The organism is Chloroflexota bacterium (assembly GCA_013152435.1).
Classification (GTDB): Bacteria; Chloroflexota; Anaerolineae; order DUEN01; family DUEN01; genus DUEN01.
Window position 1 is genome coordinate 38,494 of record JAADGJ010000003.1, and the last position, 23,918, is coordinate 62,411.

A 23,918-nucleotide genomic window follows, 5' to 3' on the forward strand; every position below is an offset into this window, starting at 1 on the left:
CACGGGGCAGGTGAGGAGCTGAAAATAGATCTCTTCGGAGGGGCTGCCGCCCCTCCGAGCCACCCCAGAGATGCGGGACCACGCTTCCATATCGCTTAATCTGATACCAATGGGGCGATCAACGGGTCACCCCCATTCGCATCAACGGAAGGACTCTTCTCAATCTTGCCTTGCCCGGCTGAGGCAGGGGCTCTGGCCTATAGCCTAAGCTCCCGCCGGACAACAGTCCGGCGACACAGAGCGGACTGTTGTCCGCTTGGAGCACGCATGGACAGGTGCAAAGACTCGGGATATGACTCTATAAAGGGGCTGTGCCCCCTTGAGCCTCCCTGGGAACGTGGAAGCATGCCCTCGTGGGGCTTAAGTTGATACCCAAGGGACGCAACGGCGTTGCCCCCCTACCCAATACGCCTCTAGGAGCTCGGACATTACTTTAGATCTTGTAGAGGCAGTCCTTGTGGCTGCCTCAGGCGCCCACAAGGGGCGCCCCTAAAGATCCTTTTCCTGAGGACGCCGAGAAAGCTGGACGCGCTCGCCCCCCAATGGTATGATGCAAACCGAGAGGCCGCTTGAACATGAGGAGAGGAGGATCGATGTCGAAGGCAACCGTGCTCGTAGTGGACGATGAACCCAACATCCTCAGCGTCGTCCAGGCGTACCTGCAACAGGAGGGCTTTACCGTCTACACCGCCGCCGACGGGCTCTCCGCCCTGAAAGCCGCCCGGGCATACCGGCCGGACCTCATCGTGCTCGACATCATGCTGCCTGGCCTGGACGGGATCGAGGTGCTTCGGCGCCTCCGCCAGGAGTCCAACGTCTACGTCCTCATGCTGACGGCCAAGGCCGATGAGACGGACAAGATCGTGGGCCTCACCATGGGAGCCGACGATTACCTGACCAAACCTTTCAGCCCCCGAGAGCTGGTCGCCCGGGTCAAGGCGATCCTGCGCCGCGGGCGCGGCGTCGGCCAGGACGAGGCCCCGTTGAACTTTCACCGCCTGCGCATCGATCCGGAGGCGCGCCAGGTCTGGAAGGACGACCGCCCCGTGGAACTGACCCCCATCGAATTCGACATCCTGTTGGCGTTGGCGCGCCATCGTGGCCGGGTGCTCAGCCGGGAGCAGCTCATCGAACACGTCTGGGGATACGATTATTACGGCGACGAGCGCGTGGTAGATGTCCACATCGGGCGCATCCGCAAGAAGATCGAGGACGATCCGGCGCATCCCACATGGATCATCACCGCCCGAGGCATCGGATACCGGTTCGAGGGGGAACCCGCATGAGGATACGGACGGCATTGCACCAGCGACTGAGCTGGAAGCTCTTCCTCTCCCACCTGGTCATCGTGGCTGTCGGCGTGGTGGTGCTGGCCAGCACGGCCGAATTCCATGCGCCGGCCGCGCTGGCACGCCACATCGCCCGGATGCAAGAGGTCCTGGGCGACGACCCGGCTCTGGCGGCCGACCTGCACGAGAACTTCATGGCTGCCGTTAACGAAGTCCTGGCGGTGGCCGCCATGATGGCCACGCTGGCGGCGTTGCTGGTGAGCATGTTCACCGCCCACCGAATCGTGCAGCCGGTCCGGGCCATGATGGAGGCCAGCCAGCGCATCGCCGCCGGCGAGTACCGGGAGCGCGTGCAGGTCACCAGCGAGGACGAACTGGGGGCCCTGGCGCAAGCCTTCAACCAGATGGCCGAGACCCTGGAGCGCACGGAGCAACGGAGGCTGGAGCTCATCGGGAACGTGGCTCATGAGCTGCGTACCCCGCTGAGCAGCATCCGGAGTATTATGGAAGGGCTGATGGACGGCGTACTGCCGCCGGAGCCCGCCACGTTCCAGAACGTCCTGCGGGAGGTCGCCCGACTCCAGCGCCTGGTCCACGACCTGGAGGAGCTCTCCCGCGCCGAGGCCGGGCAGATCCCCCTGGACCTTCGCCTCGTCTCCCTGACCGATCTGGTGCGCTCCGCAGCCGAGCGCCTGCAGCCGCAATTTCAGGACAAGGGCGTCGAACTCGTCCTGGATCTCCCCCCAGACCTTCCACAGGTATGGGTCGACCCCGGCCGCATCACTCAGGTGTTGATCAACCTGCTGGGAAACGCCCTGCAGTACACCCCCTCCGGCGGCCGCGTCACCGTGCGCGGCCGCGCGGATCACCGGGAGGTGACCATCGCCGTGCAGGACACGGGCATCGGCATCCCAGCCGAGCATCTGCCCCACATCTTCGAGCGCTTCTACCGCGTGGACAAGTCCCGGTCCCGCGCCGGCGGCGGCAGTGGGATCGGCCTGACCATCGCCAAACATCTGATCGAGGCCCATGGCGGGCGTATCCAGGCGGAGAGCCCCGGGCCCGGTCGCGGCAGCACCTTCACCTTCACCCTCCCTCGCGCCGCCTGATCCCTCATTCATCAAACCTTTACACTTCCTTCAAGAGCCCGTCACGACGGTCGGATACAATGGAACTGACCTGAGAAAGATATCCCGCCCGGCCCCGAAACGGGCCACGGCGGGACACTGCAAGAGAGTGTAAAGGAGGCGGAACATGATGATGGGATTCGGCCTAGGCGGCTTCGGATTGATTTTCATGCTGTTCCTTTGGGTGGTGGTAATCGGCCTGGTGGTCTGGCTGGTAGGCGGGCTTTTCCCCCGGATCACCAACACGGCGTCGCCAGAAAGGGCCACGTCGCGCACAAGCACAGCGGAGACCCCGCTGGAGGTCTTGAGACGACGATACGCCCGCGGCGAGATCAGCAAGGCGGAATACGAACAAATGCGCCAGGCCCTGGAGGCGTAGCCACCCCCGGAATGCGAAGGGGGATTTAACGGGGCCACGGTCGCCATAACAGCGGATGAAGCATGGAAGCTCCACCCGCTTAGAAGCGCACGGACAAGCGCAAACGAAGAGAGGCAACGCCAGGCGTTGCCTCTCTTGCCGTCTTAAAGGCCAGCGACCGCTTATGGCCCGCTCTCCACCGGATATCCGGCCTCCTCCCAGACGCGAAGGCCACCCCGGATCGCTTTGACGTTCTTGTATCCCTTGTTCATGAGGATAAGCGCCGCACGGGCGCTGGATTCCTCGTTCGGTCAGGTACAGTAAGTGATGATCTCCGCGTCCCGAGGCAACTCCTGATAACGCTCGTCCAGCTCCGTCAAAGGCAGCGAGACCGCCCCAGGGATGTGGGCCGTGCGATACTCCTCCTGACTGCGCACATCTACGAACAACGCCGCCCCGGCATCGTACCGGGCTTTGGCCTCCGCCAGGGAGATACGGGGCACATCAGGATAGGGGATGCCGCTCTCATCGTGATAATCGGGCAAGTCGGAACTGGTCGGCGCACTTCGATTCAAACTGAAGAAGACCAGGGCCACGACCAACACCACCACAACGCCGCCCACCCACGCCCAGGTCCTGGGCGTCATATACCAACGGCGTTGCACCCGGCGCGCCCGGCTCCGCTGAGAGGAGCGCTTGCGCGACTTTGAGGACCTAGCCGATCGAACCGGGGCGCCGCACGATGTGCAAAACCGGGCCCCCGGCTTTATCTTAGCACCACATTGCGTGCAAAACGCGGCCGCGCCGCCGGTGGCCGCTGAACCTGAACGCGATCCCATCCACCACTCCTTTCCAGAAATCTGGCCATGCCAGGCATCATTCCATGAACACCCGTTCACACATTATCCACACAAGCCCGGGGCTGTCAAAAATCATGCGCGGGAGGAATGGATGCACGACCGCCCTCACCGCGTTGGGCAACCGGAAAAGTTTGCAGTATAATATAGTTGTAGGATGCTGCGCCTCATCCCGATCGAATCCTTCGTAAAGAGAAGACCATGCTCGACGAGTCAAGTGCCTCATCCACACCATCGGCCGCCCAATCCGTGCACATCCGGAGGGCGCGGCTCTACCCCTATCCAGACCTGACCAAGCTCTGGCTGCGGGCAGAGCTCTCCCCATTCACCACCCCACCTAATCTGGAAGTGATCGTGCACGATCCCGACGGGGAGGTGGCGACCAGCATGTATCTGGTCGAATGGCGCGACCCCTACGTCTCGCTCACCCTGCACCTCCGCCGCGCGCCGCAACCCGGCGGCCGATATACCGCAGAGCTGATCCTCACCGAGAAAGGGGAAAAGCTCCTGGATCATAAACGTGTGGCCTTCGACCTGACCTTCGTCGAGCCCGATGCAGAGGACCTTGCTCCGGGATCACCCGCTTAACACCCCAGTTAGGGAGATTGCCGATGCACTGGAAGCCACGTCGACGCCTGATATCCGTACGCACCTGGAACCTCGGCCTGATCCTGATCGCCCTCGCGATCATCCTGCTCTTGAGCGTGCCCCATCTCGCGGCCGCCGAGACCTCCCTGGCGGCCCCCAACCCGCAGGAGACGCCGCCGCTCGTCTGCTTCACGGCGACGCCCACCCCGACGCTGCCGCCCCCGCCCACGGACACGCCGACGCCCACACCCACGCCGTACGTCCCGCCGCCCACGCCCTCCACCCCCACGGCGACGCCCACCCCCTGTCCGCCGGGCGGATTCGCCTCCCTGGTGGGGTTCGTGTTCTATGACATCAACGGCGACGGCGTCCGCGACCGCTTCCATGAGCCGGGCATCGGCGGCGTGACCGTCCACTTGAGCGACGGGCGCTCCAAGACGTCCAACACGCCCAGCGGCTTCTGGGGCTTCCTGGTGCCGGGCGGCACGTACACCGTATGGATCGATGTCCCCCAGGGTTATCAGGCGACGACCGCCACGTCCTACACCTGGACGTTAGCCGCCTGCGAGTTCAACGATCAGACGGCATTTGGGCTTCAACAATCCACGCCCACGCCCACATACACGCCGACGCCCCAGAACACGCCCACGCCCGTGCTGATCTGCTACACGGCGACGCCAACTCCCACGCCCACCTGGACGAACACGCCGATCGCGACGGACACGCCCACTCCCATCCCGACGAGCACCCCCACCGCGACTACGACGGCGGTGACAACGGGAACACCCCCCGCAACCACGACGGGTACGCCCACCACCACGGCGACCGCCTCACCCACGACGCCTGCGAATACACCAACGCCCATAACGACCCGCCTGCCGCCCACCGCGACGCCGACTTACACGCCCATACCCACGGCGACCGGCACGCCGGCCACCGCGACATACACGCCCACCCCCACCAGCACCTCGCCCGTTCCCACGCCGAGCTACACGCCCGCCTGGGAGAGCACCCCCACGCCGGTGCCCGAGTCGCCGCCGGTGGAGATCCCCGAGCCCACTACACTGGCCCTGCTGGCCAGCGGGCTGACGGGGCTGGCTGCCCTCGCCGCCCGGCGCCCCCGGCGGTAACGGGCGCAACGGCCGAACGAAAACGCCCCGGCCATGTGGCCGGGGCGTCGCCATTCCATCTCGTATAAGCGTTCCGCCTTCAATAGTCGATGATGACGGGCATCCCGATGTACGCCATGTTCCATAGCATCCTGGCGTTCTCATCGCTCAACATGATACACCCAAAAGTGATGGGCGTTCCCACCAGCCCCGACCACGTCTCCAGGCCGGTGGTGGCGTTCCACGGCAGCCCATGAAACCCGTTCTCCGTGCCACCCGCCCAATACACCCCCAACCAGTACGGCATCCAGATGTTCCAGGCCGACCCATATGCCTTGCGCATCTTGCTCTGCACGTAATAGGTGCCCGGCTTCGTGGGCGAGCTACGCCGTCCCGTGGAGCATACCCACTCGTACAGCAACGTATCGCCGTCATATACGTAGCATCGCTGGCGGGAGATGCTCACCTCCACCCGTTTGCCACCACCATAGGGCTGAGCCACCTTCGACTTGGGGATGATCAATCGCCTCCCGGGGAAGATCAACGACGGGCTGCTCAGGTTGTTCGCCCGCGCCAGCGAAGCCACGGAGGTCCCGAATTGGCGGGCGATCCCCTCCAGCGTGTCCCCCGACCGGACCACGTACACCTGAGGCTCCAGCTCCGGCTCCGGAGCGGCAGGCTGCGTCTCCGGGGACTCCGCCGCGGGGGCCTGCCCCGGGATCGTCAGCCGCTGCCCCACCCGCAGGATAGCGCTAACGGCGATCCCCGACGCATCCGCGATCTCCTGAACGGTCACCCCGTACTGCGCCGCAATGGAGGACAGGGTCTCGCCCGGTTGAACGATGTGAACCCCGGGTGCGTTATCAGAGGAGGCCTCTTCCCCGGTAGTGCTGGGGATACGAAGCTTCTGCCCTACATAGATGGCGTTCGGATTTGCCAAGCGGTTGGCCCGCACGATATCCTCTACGTCGACGCCATAGCGCTGCGCGATCGTGGAGAGGGTCTCCCCCGGCTGCACGACATGGACTCCATCCTGGGCTTGCACGCCCGCGATCGGCGTCCATGCCAGCGCCAACACCAGGAGGAATCCTAAGACGAGAGGGGCAACAGAGCGCATGACGACCTCCGTGCGGGGGATGATGTCCATCCGATTACACAAGCCCATCCTACTCTACTGAAGGTGCGACCCTATGTCAAGTAATCCAGATCACATCCCAGATTTCCAATGGAAGACGCTGCGACGGCAGCTCCTGCTCGACCGCCGGCCATGGCTCACATTGTGGGAGGAGGACGTGCTCCTCCCCTCCGGCTATCGAATCGATGGCTACCTGCTGGCCGAGGCCCGCCCATACGCCATGGTCTTCGCCGTCACGGACGATGGCCACGTCCCCCTGGTCCGCCAATACAAGCATGGCCTCCGCCGGCTGGCCTACGACCTGCCGTCCGGATACCTGGACAGCGACGACGAAGATCCCCTGGCCTGCGCACAACGGGAGCTGGCCGAGGAAGCGGGCTTCCACGGTGGCGAATGGCATCACCTGGGCAGCCCGACCATCGACAGCAACCGAGGCACCACCCAGGCTCACCTGTTCCTGGCCCTCGGCGTTACGGGAGACGGAACGCAACATCTGGACCCAACCGAGCAGATCGAGGTGAGCCTGTTCCCCATAACAAAGGTCTCCGCAATGGCCCACGCAGGCGAGATCAGCGGCCTGGCCAGCATCGCGAATATCTTCATGGCGCTGGATCTCCTGCGTGATCGCGGATATCCGGTCTGAGCCGAAATCCTTCGCTTTCGCACAATCAGTTGACGCTCCCCGGAGACGATGCTATCATGCCCGCGCGGGCGCCATCGGGTGCCCTTCGCACTTCCATGCGGGGAGCACTCCCTGCCGCGATAGGACAAGGGGAGCCATGGAGACGCTGATTCGATTGATCGCCTACCTGAGGCCCCACCGTAGGCGATTGATACTCACGTACTTCTGCCTCATGGCCGTCACCGGGTTGAACCTGATCATCCCCTGGCTGATCAAGCAGGTCATCGACATCGGCCTGACCCGGGGCGAGCACCGATACCTGATCCACGCAGCGCTCATCGTCGTCGGGATCAGCCTGGTCAGGACGATTTTCTCCTTCGGACAGCGCTACGGCGTACAGGCGCTATCACAGTGGGTCGCATACGACATACGCAACCAGCTTTACGACCACATCCAGCGTCTCAGCTTCTCGTTTCACACCCGCTCACAGACCGGGCAACTCATGTCGCGCACAGCCGAGGATGTCAACTCGGTGCAACGCTTCGTTGGGATGGGCCTGCTGGACGCGCTCAACATCCTGCTGCTCCTGTTCGGCATCATCGCCATCCTGCTGCGCATGAACTGGCGCCTGGCGCTCATCGCCCTTATCCCAATCCCCTTCCTGGCCGTCTTCGTGCTCTACTTCGCCCGTCACATGCGCCCCCTGTGGCGCCAGGTGCAGCAACAGTTCGCCGAGGTGAGCAGCGTGCTGCAGGAGAACCTCACCGGAGCCCAAGTCGTGCGCGCCTTCGCCCGTGAGCCCTTCGAGATGCGAAAGTTCGACGAGACGAACCGGGAATACATGAAGTTGCGGCTGCGCGCCATCCGCTTCTGGGGCACGAACTTCCCCTTCATGATGTTCCTCATCTCGTGCAGCACGGCGCTCATCCTGTGGTTCGGCGGCCCCATGGTCGCCCGGGGGGACGTCACCCTGGGCACCCTGGTCGCCATCAACGGATACGTCCTCATGCTGGCCATGCCGGTACAGCGGCTGGGGTTCATCGTCAATCTGACGGCCGAGGCGCTGGCCGCCGGCGATCGCATCTTCGAGGTGCTGGATACCCCGCCGGAGATCCACGACGCCCCGGACGCGATAGAGCTGCCCCCCGTCGAGGGACACGTGCGGTTCGAGCACGTCGATTTTCAATACCCAGATGACAAGTACCCGGCGCTCCGGGATATCCATTTTCACGCCCGGCCGGGGGAGATCATCGCGCTGGTGGGGCACACGGGCTCCGGCAAGAGCACGCTGATCAACCTGATCCCACGCTTCTACGATGTGACGGCCGGCCGCGTCACCATCGACGGCTACGACGTGCGCAAGGTCACCTTGAAATCGCTGCGCCGCCAGATCGGCCTGGTGCTTCAGGATACGCTGCTCTTCGCCACCACCATCCGGGAGAACATCGCTTACGGCCGCCCCGATGCTACCGAGGAGGAGGTGATCGCGGCGGCCAAGGCCGCCCATGCCCACGAGTTCATCATGTCCTTCCCTAAGGGATACGATACGGAGGTGGGCGAGCGCGGCATCACCCTGTCGGGCGGACAGCGCCAGCGGATTGCCATCGCCCGGGCGCTGTTGGTGAACCCACGCATCCTCGTCCTGGACGACTCGACCTCCAGCGTGGACACGGAGACGGAGTACAAGATCCAGCAGGCCCTGACGACGCTGATGAAAGGGCGCACTTCCTTCGTCATCGCGCAGCGGCTGACCACGGTGAAGAACGCGGATCAGATCCTGGTGCTGGACCACGGCCGCATCGTGCAGCGGGGCACGCACGAGGAGCTGCTGCGCGAGCCAGGCCCCTACCGGGAGATCTACGATCTGCAGCTACGGGATCAGGAAGAGGCCGCGGCGGCGGTCGCCCGCACCGCACAGCCCGCCCGGGGAGGGAGGACACGGTGAAGGCATGGCTGAGGCGGCTATTCGGACCACGCGAGGCCCAGGAGCTGGACTTCGAGATCCCGGAGCATCTGCAACACAAGCAGTACGATAGCCGGATCGCCCGCCGGCTGCTGGGGTATGTGAAGCCGTACTGGCGACAGATGGTGCTGGCGCTGCTGCTGATGGGCATGGTCACCGGCGCCACCCTCGCCGGCCCCTATCTGATCAAGTTCGCCCTGGACAATGCTATCGCCAAGGGGAACCTTCCGCTCCTGCGCTGGCTGGTGGCCGCCTACGTGGGCGTCAACATCGTCGCCTGGCTGGCCCGCGCCGCCCAGGTCGCCGTCGTGGCCGAGGCCGGCCAGATGAGCATCTATCAGATCCGCAAGCAACTCTTCGAGCACCTGCAGCGGCAATCGCTCAGCTTCTTCGATCGGGCGGACGTGGGCGTGCTCATGTCCCGGGTGACCTCCGACGTGAACCGGTTGCAGGACCTGGTGACCTGGGCCATCGTGGGAACGGCCGCCGACCTGTTCATGCTGGCCGGCATCATCATCGCCATGGTCTCCCTGAACGCTTACCTCTCCATGATCACCTTCACCGTCCTGCCGGTGATGTTCCTCATCACCGCCATCTGGCGGGTACGCGCCCGGGACAACTGGCGGCGGGTCCGTTACTATAACGGCCGCCTGCTGGGCTACCTGCAGGAGAACATCCAGGGCGTGCGCGTGGTCCAGGCGTTCACCCGGGAGGCGCTGAATCTGAAGCGCTTCGTGGAGGAGGTGAACCACAACTACCTGGACGCGCAGCTCCGGGCCGCCCGACTGTCCGCCATCTTCTTCCCAGGCGTGGACTTCCTGGGCTCCATGGCCATCGCGCTGGCCATCGGCTTCGGCGGCTCGGCCGTCCTGGGCGAGCAGATCACGCCCGGCGTGCTCGTGGCGTTCATCCTCTACATCGACCGGTTCTTCAACCCCATTCGCGACCTGGCGCAGCGCTACAACACGCTACAGGTGGCCATGGCCGCCGGCGAGCGCATCTTCAACTTGCTCGATCGACCGCCCGAGATCCAGAGCAAGCCCGGCGCCATCGAGCTCCCCCCCATCCGGGGCGAGGTGATCTTCGATCATGTCTCCTTCTCCTACGAGGAAGGGGTGCCCGTCCTGCAGGATATCAACCTCCACGTCCGGCCCGGCCAGATGGTGGCCTTCGTCGGGGCCACCGGCGCGGGCAAGAGCAGCCTGGTCTCGCTGTTGGGCCGCTTTTACGAGATCGACTCCGGGCGGATCCTGATCGATGGATACGACATCCGGGATGTGGATCTGGCCTCCCTGCGACGCCAGATGGGTATCGTGCTCCAGGAGACGTTCCTGTTCCGCGGGTCGGTGATGGACAACATCCGCTATGGCCGTCTGGACGCCACCGACGAGGAGGTCATTGAGGCGGCCAAGGCGATCGGGGCTCACGAGTTCATCGAGCGCCTGCCCAGCGGCTACTACACCCAGGTGGAGGAAGGCGGCGCCATCCTCTCCGTCGGGCAGCGACAGCTGATCGCCTTCGCCCGGGCCTTGCTGGCCGACCCGCGCATCCTCATTCTGGACGAGGCGACCTCCAGCATCGACACGCAGACCGAGCGGCTGATCCAGGAGGCCATGAAGCGGCTGCTGAAGGGGCGGACCGCCTTCGTGATCGCCCACCGGCTGAGCACCATCGTGCGGGCCGACCAGATCGTGGTGCTGGAGCACGGCCGCATCGTGGAGAAGGGCACCCACGAGGAGCTTCTAGCCAGGCGAGGTGCCTATTACCGTTTGTACACAATGGGGTTCATGACCGTGCCGCTGGCCGAGCGATCGGGTGACAACGGTTGCTCACGCCTCCAGACCCAGCGACAGAAGGGCTAAACCGGGCGTTTTGCGGGGATCGAGATGGAGATACGACGGCTGACCCCACAGGATGCCGAGGCGCTGGCGCGATTCTACAACGGGCTCAGCGAGGAGTCGAAGCGGATGTTTCGTCCGCTAGGGCCGAAGACCACGCCGGAGATCTGTCGGGAGGTCGCTCGTGCCAACCGCCCGGAGGCGGACGAGAAGTTCGACCTGATCGCGCTGGCCGAAGGGGAGATCATCGGCTGGTGCTTCCTGTGGGACCTGAAATCCCCGGAGCCCACGTTCGGGCTCGCCGTCGCCGATGCGTATCAGGGCAAGGGCCTGGGAAGCACGTTGATGGACCGGGTGATGGCCGAGGCAAGGGCCCGTGGGCTGGCGACGGTGATCCTGACGGTAGTGACGGACAACGAGAGGGCGTGGCGCCTCTACCAGAAGCGCGGTTTCGTCCGATACGGCACGTTTCTGGGGGATGATGGGCTGTGGTACTACCGCATGAGGGCCAGGCTATCGCCGGAGGGATCCGACCGATCGGAGGAAGAACATGGATCTGCACGTGAATCTTGAGGGCAAGGTCGCGCTCGTCACGGGGACGGGACGTGGGATCGGAACGGGACTGGCGCGAGCCCTGGGGGAGGCGGGCGCCTGGGTCGCCGCGCACTACCACCGCAGCGCGGAGGGAGCCGAGGAAGTGGCGGAAGGTATCCGGCAGGCGGGCGGCCGCGCCATGACCGTGCAGGCGGATGTGTCCCAGTCGGCCCAGGTGAACGCCATGGTGGACGCCGTCGTGGCCGAGTTCGGCCGGTTGGACATCCTGGTGAACAACTCGGGCGTCACCATGCCCGCCCCATTCCTGGAGCTGACGGAGGAGGTATGGGACATCACCCACGGCGTCAACTTAAAGGGGGCCTTCCTCTGCGGCCAGGCGGCCGCCCGGGTGATGGTGCGCCAGGGGGAAGGCGGCCGGATCATCTACATCGGATCGGTGCATGGGGCGCGCACAGTGCCCCGATTCACCCACTACGCGGCCACCAAGGGCGGGCTGAAGCTGCTCACCATGGGCATGGCGCAGGAGCTGGCGCCGTATCGGATCACGGTCAACAACATCAGCCCTGGCGCCATCGAGGTGGAGCGGTTTTGGGAGGACCCGACGTACGACCCGGAGGCGTGGGGCAAGCCGATCCCCTGGGGCCGGGTGGGGCAGCCGATCGACGTGGCCGCCGCGGTGTTGTTCCTGTGCAGCCAGGCGGCGGAATACATCACCGGGCAGACCATCTACGTGGACGGCGGGATCACGGCCATCCTAGGCGGGCAACCGCCCCGCTCGCCCGATTCGCGCAACTGAAACGGGAGAGAGGGCCAGATGTCGGAGACGGGCTCGTGCCTTTTGCAGCGGATCGCCCGGCCGAGAGACAGTTACCAGAGGGACTAAAGACCTATCCTGAGAGTGTGCCTGAGGAATGCCGTTGCTTCCGCTGTGGAGAGGCTCGGAGGGGCTCCGCTCCTCCGGAAAAAGCTCTTCTTTTGCCTTTGACCTGCCCGGCCTCGGCCCGAGTCCTTCGGGAAGGGTCGAGAAAGGCAGGTACAGGCCGGAAAAGTGGGGTTTCCATGGAGGGGAGGTCCCCTCCACACCTCCCCCTGTGGAGCTGACCGTTGAGGGAGACATCTCAGACATCTTGCCGGTAAATTTTCAGACACGCTTTGAATACCTGGGAACGATAAGCGGTGCAACGCACTTTGGAAGTGCGTTGCACCCGCCATGACAGAGCAATGAGCGATGACTCGAAGTGCACATGGGAGAAGTTCTCTGCCTCAACTAACTGAGGCCATGATCCACGAATATGCCTCCCCTCAATCCTACGAGCGCGGCCTAGACTACTACGAGCAGGGCGCGGTGCTCTCGGTGATCCGCCGCGGGCAACAGCTCCTGGCCGAGGTGGAGGGCAGCCAGTATCTGCCCTATCAGGTGCGCATCACTTTCGACGCGGGCGGCATCCTGGATGCCGCCTGTAGCTGTCCATACGACTGGGGCGGCTGGTGCAAGCACATCGTAGCCACGCTGCTGACCTGTATCCACGCGCCGGAGGCAATCGAGGAGCGACCATCCCTCAAAACCCTGCTGGCCGACCTGGACCGTGACCAGCTGCAGGCCTTGATATTGGAGCTGGCTGAACAGCGGCCAGAGCTCGTAGACCTTGTCGAAGCACATGTGCAAAGCCTCCGAGCCCAGGCGGAGTGGGAGGCTTCCCAGGACAGGCCACGCCAGCGCCGTACCCCGCTGAACCCGGAGGCCTTCCGCCGTCAGGTCCGCGCCATCTTGCACAGCCTGGACTATATGCGCCCCTCTGAAGCGTACTGGCATGTCGGCGAGGTAGTAAACCAAGTACGCCGAGTCCTGGATCAGGCGTGGTCCTTCATCGAGGCAGGGGACGGCCACAGTGCCCTGGTCATCCTGGAGGCTATCACCGAGGCATACACGAAGGACTGGACGATGCTGGATGATTCCAACGGTGAAGCCAGCGGCTTCTTCTACGACCTGGGGCCCGCCTGGATCGAGGCCCTGCTGACCGCTGATCTGAGCCCCCAGGAGCGCAAAAAGTGGGCCGATCAGCTGACGAGGTGGCAAGACGAGCTGGATGATTACGGCATGGAGGCGGTCTTTGACGCGGCTCAGGCGGCCGCGCTGCAAGGCTGGGACTATCCTCCTCTCCAGCGCGTGCTGCAGGGGGAGATCACCAAACTGGGGGCCTGGGAGGGAGAGGCGCCCTGGTACGCCGACGAACTGGCCATCGCCCGGCTCAACGTGTTGGCCCGCCAGGGACGTCACCAGGAGTACATCTATCTGGCCAAGGCGGAGGGCCAGATAGAACTCGGTCTGGCCATGCTGGCGCAACTAGGGCAGATACAGGAAGCGGTAGAGGAAGGGCTGCAATACTTATCGACGGCCGGGGAAGCACTGGCCCTGGCCCAGGCATTGCGAAAACGGGGCGCCATAAAAGAAGCTCTGCGCATCGCGGAGCATGGCCTCACCTTGCAAGGGAAGAAAGCACCACTGGCGCGCTGGCTGCGCGACCTCGCCACAAGCGTCGGGGAAACCGAGCGGGCACTCGACGCCGCGCTGATCGCCTTCCGGGAGAGCCCCAGCCAAGCCGATTACCAGGCGATCCAGGAGCTGGCCAGCGAGCACTGGCCAGAGCTGCGTGCGGAGCTGCTAGCTCACTTGCGCCAGGTCCCGGGTTACTCAGAAGCCCAGGTGGATATCTTCCTGCAAGAGGGACTGATCGACGACGCCATCGCCGCGGTGGAGAAGAGCGCAAACTACGCGGTGATCGAACGGGTGGTGAACGCGGCCGTCAAGAGCCGCCCTGACTGGGCCATTCGCGCCTGCCTCCAGCAGGCGGAACCCATCATCGAGGAGGGAAGGTCCCGGTACTATCACCACGCCGTACACTGGCTGGAGAAGGCCCAGGCGGCTTATCAGGCCGCTGGCCGCGAGGAGGAGTGGCGAGATTACCTGGAGCAACTCATCCGTCGTCATCAGCGTAAGCATAAACTGATGGGAATGTTGGAAATCCTGCGGCGGTAAGGTTTGGCGGACCATGAGGGAACGAGAGCGTCCGGACCTCGACACCCTGCCCCGATCCGCCGCAGAGCCGATTCCTCAAGCATGTATGGGCGTTGTCTGACCAGCGGCTTCCCCCGCTTCGGCGATATGAGCAATCCTAAGTCCGAGAATTCATCATCGCCGGAACATCTGTCTATCAGTAAGGGACACGGCGACACCGTGCCCTATTCGCATCAACTGAACAGCATGGGCGAGGCCCCCACCTGTCGCCTTTTCCCTCCGCGGGCGGTCGCACCTGAAAGGGGAGGTGCGGAGGGGCTTCCCCTCCGCAGGAAAACTCTTTTTCTCGTCTTTTCCCCGCCTGGTTGGGGCTTCGGCCGGTGGCCTCCGGCCCCACGGGGCAGGCGAGGGGCTGAAAATAGAGTTCTTCGGAGGAGCTGACGCCCCTCCGGGCCACCCCAGAGATGCAGAGCCACGCTTCCATATCGCTTAAGTCGATACCAATGGGGCACGGCGCCGCCATGCCCCTATCAAAAACCAAGTTCTTTGGTATCTTTGAGGCTTAACAACAGCTTAGACGGCCTTTCTCAAACACATTCTAACTAGTCCGCGGCCCTCTTGGAGAGATACGTCCGATACCAGGCCAGAAAATCGCCCGGAGTGCCCATTGGGAACGGGATGGCCTCCTGCAAGGCGGTGTTCTCCAAGAAATGCTCCCGATCCAGTGTGACGAAGTAGTCCGTATGAGCGTCCCAAGCCGCCGCCAGTACCTGAGCATCGCCTGGATGTCCCATGAGTGCCTGACTCTCCTCCACCCGCTGAGGCGTAGGTGAAGGGACCACCTCCACTCGACCGCGATCCAGCAGCATCGCTAACAAGCCCAACAAAGCGGGCGCCTTCCGACGCAGGGCCCTCTCCATCTCTTCCAGCACCTGGGAACTGACCAACAGGCGGATAGCCTCGGCCTCGCCCAACTTCAGGATCATGCGAGCGCCTCCCTCGGCGGACCAAATGCCCGCGAAGAGAGCACTCGTGTCGAGGAAGACGTTAACCCTGGTCGGCATATCGCTCGCGCTCCTCCCGCAAGGCCTGTAACATGCCCTCTAGGGTTTCACCACGCTCGATAAGAGCCTGGGTGATGCGATCGGCCAGCGCATCGACCTCTGAACGACGCGGGCTGAGCACGAACACGCCCCCCAAGTCGAGCAACGTCAGCATATCACCAGGGCGCAGATGATAAGCCTGACGCAAGGACTTCGGGAGAGTCACCACCCCGCGACTCGAGATCCGCAACACCATCGTATCCGTCACGATGCACCTCCGTAAATCCGTCTATCAGAAAAGCAGTATATCGGAAGTCGGGCTGCATGTCAACCGACTGGATACTATCTCTCAATTGCCTCCCCTCGTCCCATCGGGTACAATGCCGCCCGGAGGTGCCAACCGTGGGCGACGTGGTGACGCTGACCGAGGCCATCGAGCGGCGAGAGGACTGGCGCGGAAAGACGGTCGTCCTGACCAACGGCTGCTTCGACCTGCTGCACATGGGACATGTGGATTACCTGGCCCGGGCGCGGGCGCTGGGTGACGCGCTGATCGTAGGCATCAACGGGGACGCCAGCGTGCGCCGCCTGAAAGGGCCCGGCCGCCCCCTGGTCCCCGCGACGGAGCGCGCGGCCCTGGTGGCCGCGCTGGCCTCCGTGGATCTGGCCGTCATCTTCGAGGAGGACACCGCCATCGCATTGGTGCGGGCGCTACGCCCCGATATTTACGCCAAGGGGGGCGACTGGGGGCAACCGGGCGGCAAGCGCCCGCCGGAGCTGGAGGCCGCTCAGGCCGTCGGCGCCGCCGTCCGCTATCTCCCCTACCTCCCCGGCTACTCCACCACCGCGCTCGTCCAGCGGATCATCCAGCACATGACGTCCGGGAGCGAGGCCGGTGAGTGAGCTGGCCAGCGCGCCGGCGAGTTCCTCTCAGCCCGCGGCGACGGGGGAGATCGCCCGCTCGGCGAGTATCCTGGCGCTGGGCAGCGTGGCCAGCCGGGTGCTCGGCCTGGTGCGGGAGACGCTGATCGCCGACCTGTTCGGGGCGACGGGGCCGGTGAGCGCGTTCCGACTGGCCAGCCGGGTCCCCCTCATGACCTACGATCTGCTCATCGGCGGCATGCTCAGCGCGGCGCTGGTGCCGGTGCTCAGCGACTACGCCCGCCCCGAGCGACGCCGCGAGCTCTGGCCGGCCGCGTCGGTGCTGATCAGCGTCCTGGGCGTCTCGCTGGCGCTGTTCGTGCTCATCCTGGAGCTGTTCGCTCCGCAGGTCGCCTGGCTCCTGGGCGGCGGGTTCGACGCCCCGTTGCTGGAGGTGCTCACCCGATCGCTGCGAATCCTGGCGCCCGCCGTGTTCTTCTTCGGCATGGCCGGCATTTTGATGGGCGTCCTCTACGCGCTGAAACGGTTCACCTTCCCCGCCTTCAGCGCCGCCGTGTTCAACCTGGGCATCGTGATCACGGTGATCCTCCTGTCCGGCCGGCTGGACGTGTACAGCCTGTCCCTGGGCGTGCTGCTGGGCTCCCTCGGCCAACTGGCGATCCAAACGCTGGGGCTGCGCGACGCCCGCCTGCAATTCCTATGGGACTGGCGCCATCCCGCGCTGCGCCGCATCATCCGGCTCTATCTCCCCATCGGGGCCGGGATGATCATCAGCCAGATCCAGGTCACCATCGATGGGAACCTGGCCTCCCGCACGGGGCCCAACAGCGTGGCCTGGATGCAGAACGCGACCACCCTGATCCAGTTCCCGCATGGTCTGGTGGCCGTAGCGATCTCCATCGCCTCGCTGCCCTCCCTCTCCCAGCTGGCCGTCGCGGCGGACTGGGACGGCTATCGGCAGACGCTGGGCCGAGCGCTGCGCCTGCTGCTCTATCTGATCCTGCCCGCCACGGTTGGGCTGTGGGTGCTGGCGACTCCCATCGTGCGGCTCATCTTCGAACACGGCGCCTTCCGGCCCGAGGATACCGCCGCCGTGGTGGCCGCGCTGCGATTCTACCTGCTCGGCCTGATCTTCGCCGCCGTCGACTGGCCTTTGAACTACGCCTTCTACGCCCAACAGGACACGCTGACGCCGGCCAGCGTGGGCGTGGCCTCCGTGGGCGTGTATCTGGTCGTCGCGCTGATCCTGCTCCAGCCGTTGGGATACCTGGGGCTCGTGCTGGCCGACTCGGCCAAACACGCGGCCCACGTCACCATCATGCTCATCCTGCTGCACCGCCGGATAGGCGGCCTCGGGAATCAGGGAGTCGTCCGGGTCGCCACGCGATCGGCGGGAGCCGCCCTGGTGATGGGCCTGATGGTGTGGCAACTGGTGAACAGGCTGGAGGCGACCCTGCCGGCCGGGACGCTGTTGGGGGATTTCGCCATCGTGGCGATGGGGGGGCTGGCGGCAGTGGCCGTCTACGGGCTGACCACCCTGCTCCTACGGCTGGAGGAGACGAAGATGATGTGGGAGATGGCGACCCGCCGGCTGCGTCGCGATTGACCGGGATCGACCTCTGCTATATAATGACGACATCGTTCATCACCCATGCGGAGGATCTCCATGGCCAAGCGATCACGGAAGGCACGCAAGGCAGCCCGGCCACAGCGATACAGCAAGCGACGAGCGTCGAGTCAGCAGAAGCCGGCGGGCGCGCCCGCAGCCAGCGCCACCGCCGCGCAGGCCGCGCCGCCGAAGGCCGCCGCGACGGCGTCCACGGCGACGGTGGACTTTGCGAAGGAGTACCACTACGTCATCCAGGATCTGCGCCGCCTGTTCACACTGGCCATCGCGCTGATGATCCTGCTTGTCGTGCTGGCTTACTTCCTGACGTAGATCCGGGGAAATACATTCGGCGGCGCGAAGGGAAGCATCCCGTCGCCCCGCCGATGAACTGAATGGGGAAATGATACGGCCGCGATCGGGATTCTCGCGGCCGTTTGATTTCCGCAGAGCGGTCATCCTTTCCGCTGGGATAGCGGCACCGAGGTGACCACCATAGGCTTGCGTCGACCGGTACGCTGCGTCTTCGCCTTGGATTTCTCCGCCGATTCCGCCTGAGGCTTCTCCGCGGGCTTCGGCTTCGTCTCTGCCTTCGCCTCTTTCTTCCTCGTGCGGGTCGATGTCTTCTTTTCGGCGCTGGCGGAGGTCTTCGACTTCGAGGCCGTCGTCTTCTTGCTCGCTCGTCGCGTCGTCTTCTCTACCTTCGCGCTGGATGACTCCGCAGTTCGGCGTCGCGTCGTCTTGGCCGTGCCCTTCTTCTCCGCCGATGCGGCCTCCGCCTTCTTGGCTGAGGTCCGTCGTCGGGATGAACTCGATGAGCTCCGGGCCTTCCCCGTCTCGCTCTGAGCGATCGCCTTCTTGGCCCGGGATCGCGTCGAGCTCGACTTCGTCGATGCCTTCGCCTTCGAACTCGCCTCCGCCTTCGCCTTGGTGGACGTCGATCGGCGGCGCGAGGTGCTCTTGGCCTTCGTCTCCGCCTTGGCCGCCGGCTCCGCCTTCGCCTTCGATGCAGCGCTTCGCTTCCGGGTGCGCGGCTTCGGCGGCGGCTCCTCGACGATCCCGTCGACCCCCTCCAGGCGCATCAGCGCCTTCACCACATCCCCCTGGGCCAGGGAGAGCACGCTCTTACCCTGCGTGTTACGCCCCATCTCGGGCGCATCGCGAGGGGCCAGCGGCTTCACCGTGCCCCGCTCGGTGACGGCCGCCAGCGGGCCATGTCCCCGGCCCACCACGGCCGCGCCCACGATCAGGCCGGTCTTGCCCGTGGTCTTATGAGCGATCACGCCGAGGCCATATCTCCCCTGGGTGGGGAATTCGGTCAGGCTCGACCGCTTGGCGTATCCGGAGGCGGTGACCGTCAGCAAGGTCCCTTTGGCGTTCACCACATCGAAGGCGATCACCTGGTCGCCCTTCTGGAGCTTGATGCCCCCCACCCCGCCGGCCAGCAAACCCGTGGGGCGTACCTCCTCGATCTTGAACCGGATCGCCTGCCCCTTCTGCGTGACCAGCAGAACCTCCTCCCCATCCCGGATGATGCGAGCCCAGCCCAGTCCGTCGTTCGCGTCCACGTTCATCACCGGAGGCATCCCATTGGCGGCCAGAACCTCGGACAGAGCGATCCGCTTGATCTGCCCCAGACGCGTGACCAGCGCCAGGTAGGCGTCGGATGGGGGATCGTCGACGCGCGGCATCGCCAGCGCGGCCGTGACCCGGTCCCGCCGGCCGAGATCGCACAGGTCCGCCCAGTGAGCGCCGCCGTTCTCCGGGATGCGATGGATGCCCACGCGGGCCATACGCCCATCGGCCGTGAACAGGAACAGCTCATCGCGGGTATTGGTCGCCAGCAACGCCACGTCTACGCCCTTCGCCGCCTGACGCAGATTGGTCTTCGTCACCTGCCCGGCCGGCGCCCGGGTGATCGTGCCGTCCGAGCGGATCGCCACCCACACCGGCTGATCCTCGATCAGGTCCCGGGCCGTCAGCGTGCCCTTGGTGCGATCGACGATCTGCGTGCGTCTGGGATCGCCGTATTTCCTCTTAAGCTCGACGACCTCCTCCCGGATCAGCGCCAGGATCTTGGCCGGATGCGCCAGCAGATCCTCCAGGTAGGCGATGAGCTTGAGCTTCTCTTTGTACTCCTCCTTAATGCGATTCCGCTCCAGCCGGGCCAGCCGACGAAGTTGCATATCCAGGATGGCCTGCGCCTGCATCTCGGTGAGTTTGAACTTGCGCATCAGGCGGCCGCGAGCCGTCTCCGCATCGGGCGAGCGGCGGATGGTGGCGATGACCTCGTCGAGATGATCCAGCGCGATGAGCAACCCCTCCAGGATATGCGCCCGATCCTTCGCGCGCTGCAAATCGTGCTCGGAGCGGCGCCGGATGATCTCCCGCCGATGCTCGATGTAAAGCTGCAACATGCGCTTCAGGGACAGGAGGCGTGGCTCGCCATCCACCAGGGCCAGCAGGGAGACGCCGAAGGTCTGCTGCATGGGGGTCAGGCGGAACAGCTGGGCCAGGACATCGCGTGGCTCCACCGTGCGGGTCAGCTCGATCACGATGCGCATGCCCTGGCGGTCCGATTCGTCGCGCAGGTCCGTGATCCCCTCCAGCCGCCCTTCTCGCACCAGCTCGGCGATGCGCTCGATCAAGCGCGTCTTGTTCGTCTGATAGGGCAGCTCGGTGACGACAATGCGATGCCGGCTGCGGCTCATCTCCTCGATATGCGCCTTGGCCTGCACCACGAAGCGCCCCCGCCCCTGGGCATACGCGGCCGCGATGACGTCCGTCTCCTCCCCCTTGGCGCCGTTCCCGTTCATGGCCGAAGGATCACGGCCGTATCGATAGACGATGCCGCCGGTGGGGAAATCGGGTCCTTGGATGAAGCGCATCAGCTCATCCACCGTGACCTCATCCACCTCATCGTACCGATCGATCAGGTAAGCCACGGCGTCGCACACCTCGCCCAGGTTGTGGGGAGGGATGTTGGTCGCCATCCCCACCGCGATCCCCGAGGAGCCGTTAATCAGGAGGTTGGGCAGCAGGGCGGGCAGGACGGACGGCTCCTGCAGGCTGCCATCGAAGTTAGGGGTGAAGTCCACCGTGTCCTTCTCGATGTCGGCCAGCATCTCCCGGGCCATCTCCGCCAGCCGGGCCTCCGTATACCGCATGGCCGCGGCGTTGTCCCCGTCGATGGAGCCGAAGTTGCCCTGGCCGTCCACCAGCGGATAGCGCATGGAGAAGTCCTGCGCCATGCGCACCATCGCGTCGTACACGGCCGTGTCGCCGTGGGGATGGTACTTGCCCAGGACCTCGCCCACGATGCGGGCGGACTTCTTGTAGGGCTTATCGTGGGTCAGCCCCATATCATGCATGGCGTACAGGATCCGTCGCTGGACCGGCTTCAGCCCATCGCGCACGTCGGGCAACGCCCGGGCCACGATGACGCTCATGGCGTAGTCCAGGTACGCCTGCTGCATCTCCTGATCGATATCGATCTGCTTTACATTCCCTATCGATGCGCTCATGCTTCTACCCTCGTCCGTTTTCGGTCCCGGGGATCAGATGGTTGGAGATCGAGGATTGGGGATTCGAGATCAGGGAATTGGAAAGTAAGGAATTGGGAATCAGAGATCAAGCTTTCCCCATCCTCCTCAGGTTCTCAAAACTGATCCGGGCGCTCTCCATGGAGGGGCGGCGACAGCGATCCTGTTCGACCACGTACCAATGTACCTGAGCCGCCTCGGAGGCCTCGAAGATGGGCGCCCACTCGATGACTCCCTCGCCCACCTCGGCGAAGAAGCGCTCGTCCCCAGGCTCCATGTCCTTGAGATGGATCAGGGCCATCCGGTCCGCATACCTTCGAATGTAAGCCGTCGGGTCCTGTCCGGCATATCGGACCCAGTAGACGTCCAATTCCGCCTTGACCAGGTCCGGATCCGTCAACTCATACAGCCAATCCAGGGCGAACTTGCCGTCAAACGCCTCGAACTCGAAGGCGTGGTTGTGGTAGCAGAACTGCATCCCGGCCTGCTGCACATCCCGGCCGATCCGGTTGAACAGCTCCGCCAGGCGACGCCAGTCGTCCAGCGTCCGCCGCCGATCTTCCGGCACGGATGGCAGGATGATGAACGGATTGCCGATGGCCCGGTTGTACTCGATCACGCCGGGCAGGTCCTGCTCCAGCATGCTCAAGCCGATGTGACTCCCGGCCACCCGCAAGCCCAGATCCTCCAAGATGGCTTTCAGCTCGGCGGCCGACAGGCCGAAGGTGCCCGCCAGCTCGACGCCCGCGTACCCGATCTCCGCCACCTGCCGCAGCGCGGCGGTGAAATCCTTTTCTGCTACGTCACGAACGGTGTACATCTGCAATGCGATGGGGATGTTGGGCATGGGAACTCCTCTTTTTTAATGAATGAAGTCCTTACTCTTGCTGCGCAAGCTGCTCCAGCAGCTCAGCAAATGCCAACAGCTCACGTCGGACCTGGTCAAACGTCGGTGTCAATTGATCCACCAAACTTTGGAGACGCCCCGGATCGAATTGAAAGGCGTAAACGTTAGCCACATAGCGCCCGTTCACAGATCCACTCCCTCCCGTTCGATCACGGACCGCAGCCACTCCGGACAAGCGCCCATATCCACGAGATTTACCTCGATCTCATCATCGATGTCTAAAACGGCGCCGATAGCCCGAAACGTATCCTCAGGACGAATTCCCCAAGCCGCGACGTCCACATCCGACCACGGGGTGAAACATTCTTCATGCACCAGCGAGCCAAACACCACAATTCGAGTCGCTCCAAACCGATCTTTCAAGAGACGGGCGGCGCGTCGAGCGGCCTCCCAGGCCCGTCTCCGTCGGCGAACCAGAGCCTGGCGCTCATGCGCCCAACGGCGTCGAGTCGCCTCTCGATATGCTTCTATCTCCTCTGGCGTTAGTTCTAAAGCTGTGAGCATAGCACTTCCGAACAAGCAGGTTTATCCTGCGGCGAAATGAAAGACCGGCCAGCCTGGATCTCTCAGATAAGCGGCCATGTCAGCGAATCGGCGAAACTCCGCGCGGGCCAGGGAGAAGGGGATCGGCTGTCCGAACCACTCCCGGTTCAGCGCGATCAGCGTGTCCGCCAGCCGCTCGCGATCCTCCTCGCCCTCGAGGCCGCTCACATACGCCAGGGTGATGTGGCCGGTGAACGGCCCCGCCGGGTACACGCCCAGCGCCTGCAGCCGTTTGTCCTCATAGATGGCGGCACGCAGGGCGCACAGCCGGACGTAGTCCACCTCATCTGGGAAATCGACAACAGCCACGATGCCTGACACGAACGCGGTGACGCCGCGCAGGACGACCGCGATCGGCTTCTCCGCCAAACGCCCGTTACGTTGGAAGATATCGGCGATCGCCGCGATCAACCTCCCCTCGTAGCCGGGCAGGTCGCTCTGCCGAAGATACGTATCGCCCCACACCAAGTCGGCCACCGTCAGATGGAAGCTGGAGACAGGGACCGGCGCCAGGACGGTCGCCCCGGCTCCCTGCACGAGCGCCTGTTGGATATCCCCCAGCCGGGCGTACGCGGCCACGTTGGCCGTCTCCTCCAGGAACGGCGGCGTGATCACCGTGCACCCCGGGCAGGGGGTGGCCAGCCAGCGCCGCCTCTCCGCGTCCCACCGGAACCGATCGCTGTTGTAGACGCCCGCGGCCGCCTGACGAACTCCTTCATCGCTCACCATTTGGGCGATGACATCCTGATATTCACGATAAGACCGATCTGGCACGATGTATCTCCTCTGCTTATGCCGCGACCGCTTCGAAAGCGAGGAAGCTCCCGGGGTTTTGGATCTACTTTCTCACGCCCAGCCGCTGCTTACGCTCGGCCCGCTCCAGCTCTCGCACCTTCTCCCACTCGGGCCGATCGTCCTCCAGGGCCATCTGCTGTCGC

General features: G+C 64.5%; 22 protein-coding genes and 1 pseudogene. 14 read left to right on the forward strand and 9 right to left on the reverse strand.

Features of this window, described 5'->3' with window-relative positions:
- Nucleotides 1–593: 593 nt before the first annotated feature.
- The 3 genes and pseudogenes from GXP39_00205 to GXP39_00215 all read left to right on the forward strand — a co-directional run bounded on the left by GXP39_00205 (nucleotide 594) and on the right by GXP39_00215 (nucleotide 2,795).
- Nucleotides 594–1,286 carry a response regulator transcription factor gene (locus GXP39_00205; protein ID NOZ26459.1) on the forward strand — a complete coding sequence of 231 codons (693 nt, stop codon included), beginning with the start codon at nucleotides 594–596 and terminating at the stop codon, nucleotides 1,284–1,286.
- Nucleotides 1,283–2,531 (forward strand): annotated as a pseudogene (locus tag GXP39_00210) (HAMP domain-containing protein). The gene GXP39_00205 and the pseudogene GXP39_00210 overlap by 4 nt, the downstream one beginning before the upstream one ends.
- Nucleotides 2,532–2,543: 12 nt before the next feature.
- Complete coding sequence (locus GXP39_00215; protein NOZ26460.1) at nucleotides 2,544–2,795, forward strand: SHOCT domain-containing protein; 252 nt, start codon at nucleotides 2,544–2,546, stop codon at nucleotides 2,793–2,795.
- A gap of 290 nt (nucleotides 2,796–3,085) precedes the next feature.
- On the opposite strand, the gene GXP39_00220 is transcribed toward GXP39_00215, so the two are convergent.
- Complete coding sequence (locus GXP39_00220; protein ID NOZ26461.1) at nucleotides 3,086–3,613, reverse strand: zinc-ribbon domain-containing protein; 528 nt, start codon at nucleotides 3,611–3,613, stop codon at nucleotides 3,086–3,088.
- 219 nt (nucleotides 3,614–3,832) lie between these two features.
- Between GXP39_00220 and GXP39_00225 the strand changes: the two genes are divergently transcribed.
- Together GXP39_00225 and GXP39_00230 are read left to right on the forward strand one after the other, a co-directional pair.
- Nucleotides 3,833–4,219: a hypothetical protein gene (locus GXP39_00225; protein ID NOZ26462.1), complete on the forward strand. Its 387-nt coding sequence runs from the start codon at nucleotides 3,833–3,835 to the stop codon at nucleotides 4,217–4,219.
- Between the two features lie 23 nt (nucleotides 4,220–4,242).
- Nucleotides 4,243–5,349, forward strand: coding sequence for a PEP-CTERM sorting domain-containing protein (locus GXP39_00230; GenBank protein ID NOZ26463.1), 1,107 nt, complete (start codon nucleotides 4,243–4,245; stop codon nucleotides 5,347–5,349).
- A gap of 79 nt (nucleotides 5,350–5,428) precedes the next feature.
- On the opposite strand, the gene GXP39_00235 is transcribed toward GXP39_00230, so the two are convergent.
- Nucleotides 5,429–6,445 carry a LysM peptidoglycan-binding domain-containing protein gene (locus GXP39_00235; GenBank protein ID NOZ26464.1) on the reverse strand — a complete coding sequence of 339 codons (1,017 nt, stop codon included), beginning with the start codon at nucleotides 6,443–6,445 and terminating at the stop codon, nucleotides 5,429–5,431.
- Nucleotides 6,446–6,518: 73 nt separating this feature from the next.
- On the opposite strand from GXP39_00235, the gene GXP39_00240 reads away from it, so the two are divergent.
- The 6 genes from GXP39_00240 (at nucleotide 6,519) to GXP39_00265 (ending at nucleotide 14,478) form a co-directional block, all read left to right on the forward strand.
- The gene (locus GXP39_00240) at nucleotides 6,519–7,106 is read left to right on the forward strand and encodes an NUDIX hydrolase (protein ID NOZ26465.1); all 588 of its coding nucleotides are present in this window, start codon (nucleotides 6,519–6,521) and stop codon (nucleotides 7,104–7,106) included.
- A 136-nt stretch (nucleotides 7,107–7,242) separates the two neighbouring features.
- Nucleotides 7,243–9,030, forward strand: a complete 1,788-nt coding sequence (locus GXP39_00245; protein NOZ26466.1) for an ABC transporter ATP-binding protein — start codon at nucleotides 7,243–7,245, stop codon at nucleotides 9,028–9,030.
- 140 nt (nucleotides 9,031–9,170) lie between these two features.
- Nucleotides 9,171–10,910, forward strand: a complete 1,740-nt coding sequence (locus GXP39_00250; protein ID NOZ26467.1) for an ABC transporter ATP-binding protein — start codon at nucleotides 9,171–9,173, stop codon at nucleotides 10,908–10,910.
- Nucleotides 10,911–10,934: 24 nt separating this feature from the next.
- On the forward strand, nucleotides 10,935–11,459 hold the full coding sequence (locus GXP39_00255) for a GNAT family N-acetyltransferase (GenBank protein ID NOZ26468.1): 525 nt from the start codon (nucleotides 10,935–10,937) through the stop codon (nucleotides 11,457–11,459).
- Nucleotides 11,437–12,237, forward strand: coding sequence for a glucose 1-dehydrogenase (locus GXP39_00260; protein NOZ26469.1), 801 nt, complete (start codon nucleotides 11,437–11,439; stop codon nucleotides 12,235–12,237). Before GXP39_00255 ends, GXP39_00260 begins: the two co-directional genes overlap by 23 nt.
- A 483-nt stretch (nucleotides 12,238–12,720) precedes the next feature.
- The gene (locus tag GXP39_00265) at nucleotides 12,721–14,478 is read left to right on the forward strand and encodes an SWIM zinc finger domain-containing protein (GenBank protein ID NOZ26470.1); all 1,758 of its coding nucleotides are present in this window, start codon (nucleotides 12,721–12,723) and stop codon (nucleotides 14,476–14,478) included.
- Nucleotides 14,479–15,059: 581 nt separating this feature from the next.
- Here the strand turns inward: GXP39_00265 and GXP39_00270 are convergent.
- Nucleotides 15,060–15,521, reverse strand: coding sequence for a PIN domain-containing protein (locus tag GXP39_00270; GenBank protein ID NOZ26471.1), 462 nt, complete (start codon nucleotides 15,519–15,521; stop codon nucleotides 15,060–15,062).
- Nucleotides 15,505–15,768, reverse strand: coding sequence for an AbrB/MazE/SpoVT family DNA-binding domain-containing protein (locus GXP39_00275; protein ID NOZ26472.1), 264 nt, complete (start codon nucleotides 15,766–15,768; stop codon nucleotides 15,505–15,507). Before GXP39_00275 ends, GXP39_00270 begins: the two co-directional genes overlap by 17 nt.
- Nucleotides 15,769–15,824: 56 nt before the next feature.
- Between GXP39_00275 and GXP39_00280 the strand changes: the two genes are divergently transcribed.
- From GXP39_00280 to GXP39_00290, 3 genes are read left to right on the forward strand one after another with little or no spacing between them, the layout of a single operon-like run.
- A complete protein-coding gene (locus tag GXP39_00280; GenBank protein ID NOZ26473.1) occupies nucleotides 15,825–16,403 on the forward strand; it encodes an adenylyltransferase/cytidyltransferase family protein in 579 nt (192 codons plus the stop codon).
- Complete coding sequence (murJ, locus tag GXP39_00285; protein NOZ26474.1) at nucleotides 16,396–17,988, forward strand: murein biosynthesis integral membrane protein MurJ; 1,593 nt, start codon at nucleotides 16,396–16,398, stop codon at nucleotides 17,986–17,988. The genes GXP39_00280 and murJ overlap by 8 nt, the downstream gene beginning before the upstream one ends.
- A gap of 60 nt (nucleotides 17,989–18,048) precedes the next feature.
- The gene (locus tag GXP39_00290; GenBank protein NOZ26475.1) at nucleotides 18,049–18,321 is read left to right on the forward strand and encodes a hypothetical protein; all 273 of its coding nucleotides are present in this window, start codon (nucleotides 18,049–18,051) and stop codon (nucleotides 18,319–18,321) included.
- A 122-nt stretch (nucleotides 18,322–18,443) separates the two neighbouring features.
- Here the strand turns inward: GXP39_00290 and gyrA are convergent, their stop codons facing one another.
- From gyrA to GXP39_00315, 5 genes are all read right to left on the reverse strand, one after another.
- A complete protein-coding gene (gene gyrA, locus GXP39_00295) occupies nucleotides 18,444–21,512 on the reverse strand; it encodes a DNA gyrase subunit A (GenBank protein ID NOZ26476.1) in 3,069 nt (1,022 codons plus the stop codon).
- A 106-nt stretch (nucleotides 21,513–21,618) separates the two neighbouring features.
- Entirely contained in the window at nucleotides 21,619–22,377 is a 759-nt protein-coding gene (locus GXP39_00300; protein ID NOZ26477.1) for a TIM barrel protein, read from the reverse strand.
- A 31-nt stretch (nucleotides 22,378–22,408) separates the two neighbouring features.
- Nucleotides 22,409–22,549, reverse strand: a complete 141-nt coding sequence (locus tag GXP39_00305; protein NOZ26478.1) for a hypothetical protein — start codon at nucleotides 22,547–22,549, stop codon at nucleotides 22,409–22,411.
- 11 nt (nucleotides 22,550–22,560) lie between these two features.
- Nucleotides 22,561–22,941: a nucleotidyltransferase domain-containing protein gene (locus tag GXP39_00310; protein NOZ26479.1), complete on the reverse strand. Its 381-nt coding sequence runs from the start codon at nucleotides 22,939–22,941 to the stop codon at nucleotides 22,561–22,563.
- Nucleotides 22,942–22,962: 21 nt separating this feature from the next.
- The gene (locus GXP39_00315) at nucleotides 22,963–23,754 is read right to left on the reverse strand and encodes a DUF1868 domain-containing protein (protein NOZ26480.1); all 792 of its coding nucleotides are present in this window, start codon (nucleotides 23,752–23,754) and stop codon (nucleotides 22,963–22,965) included.
- Between the last annotated feature and the right edge of the window lie 164 nt (nucleotides 23,755–23,918).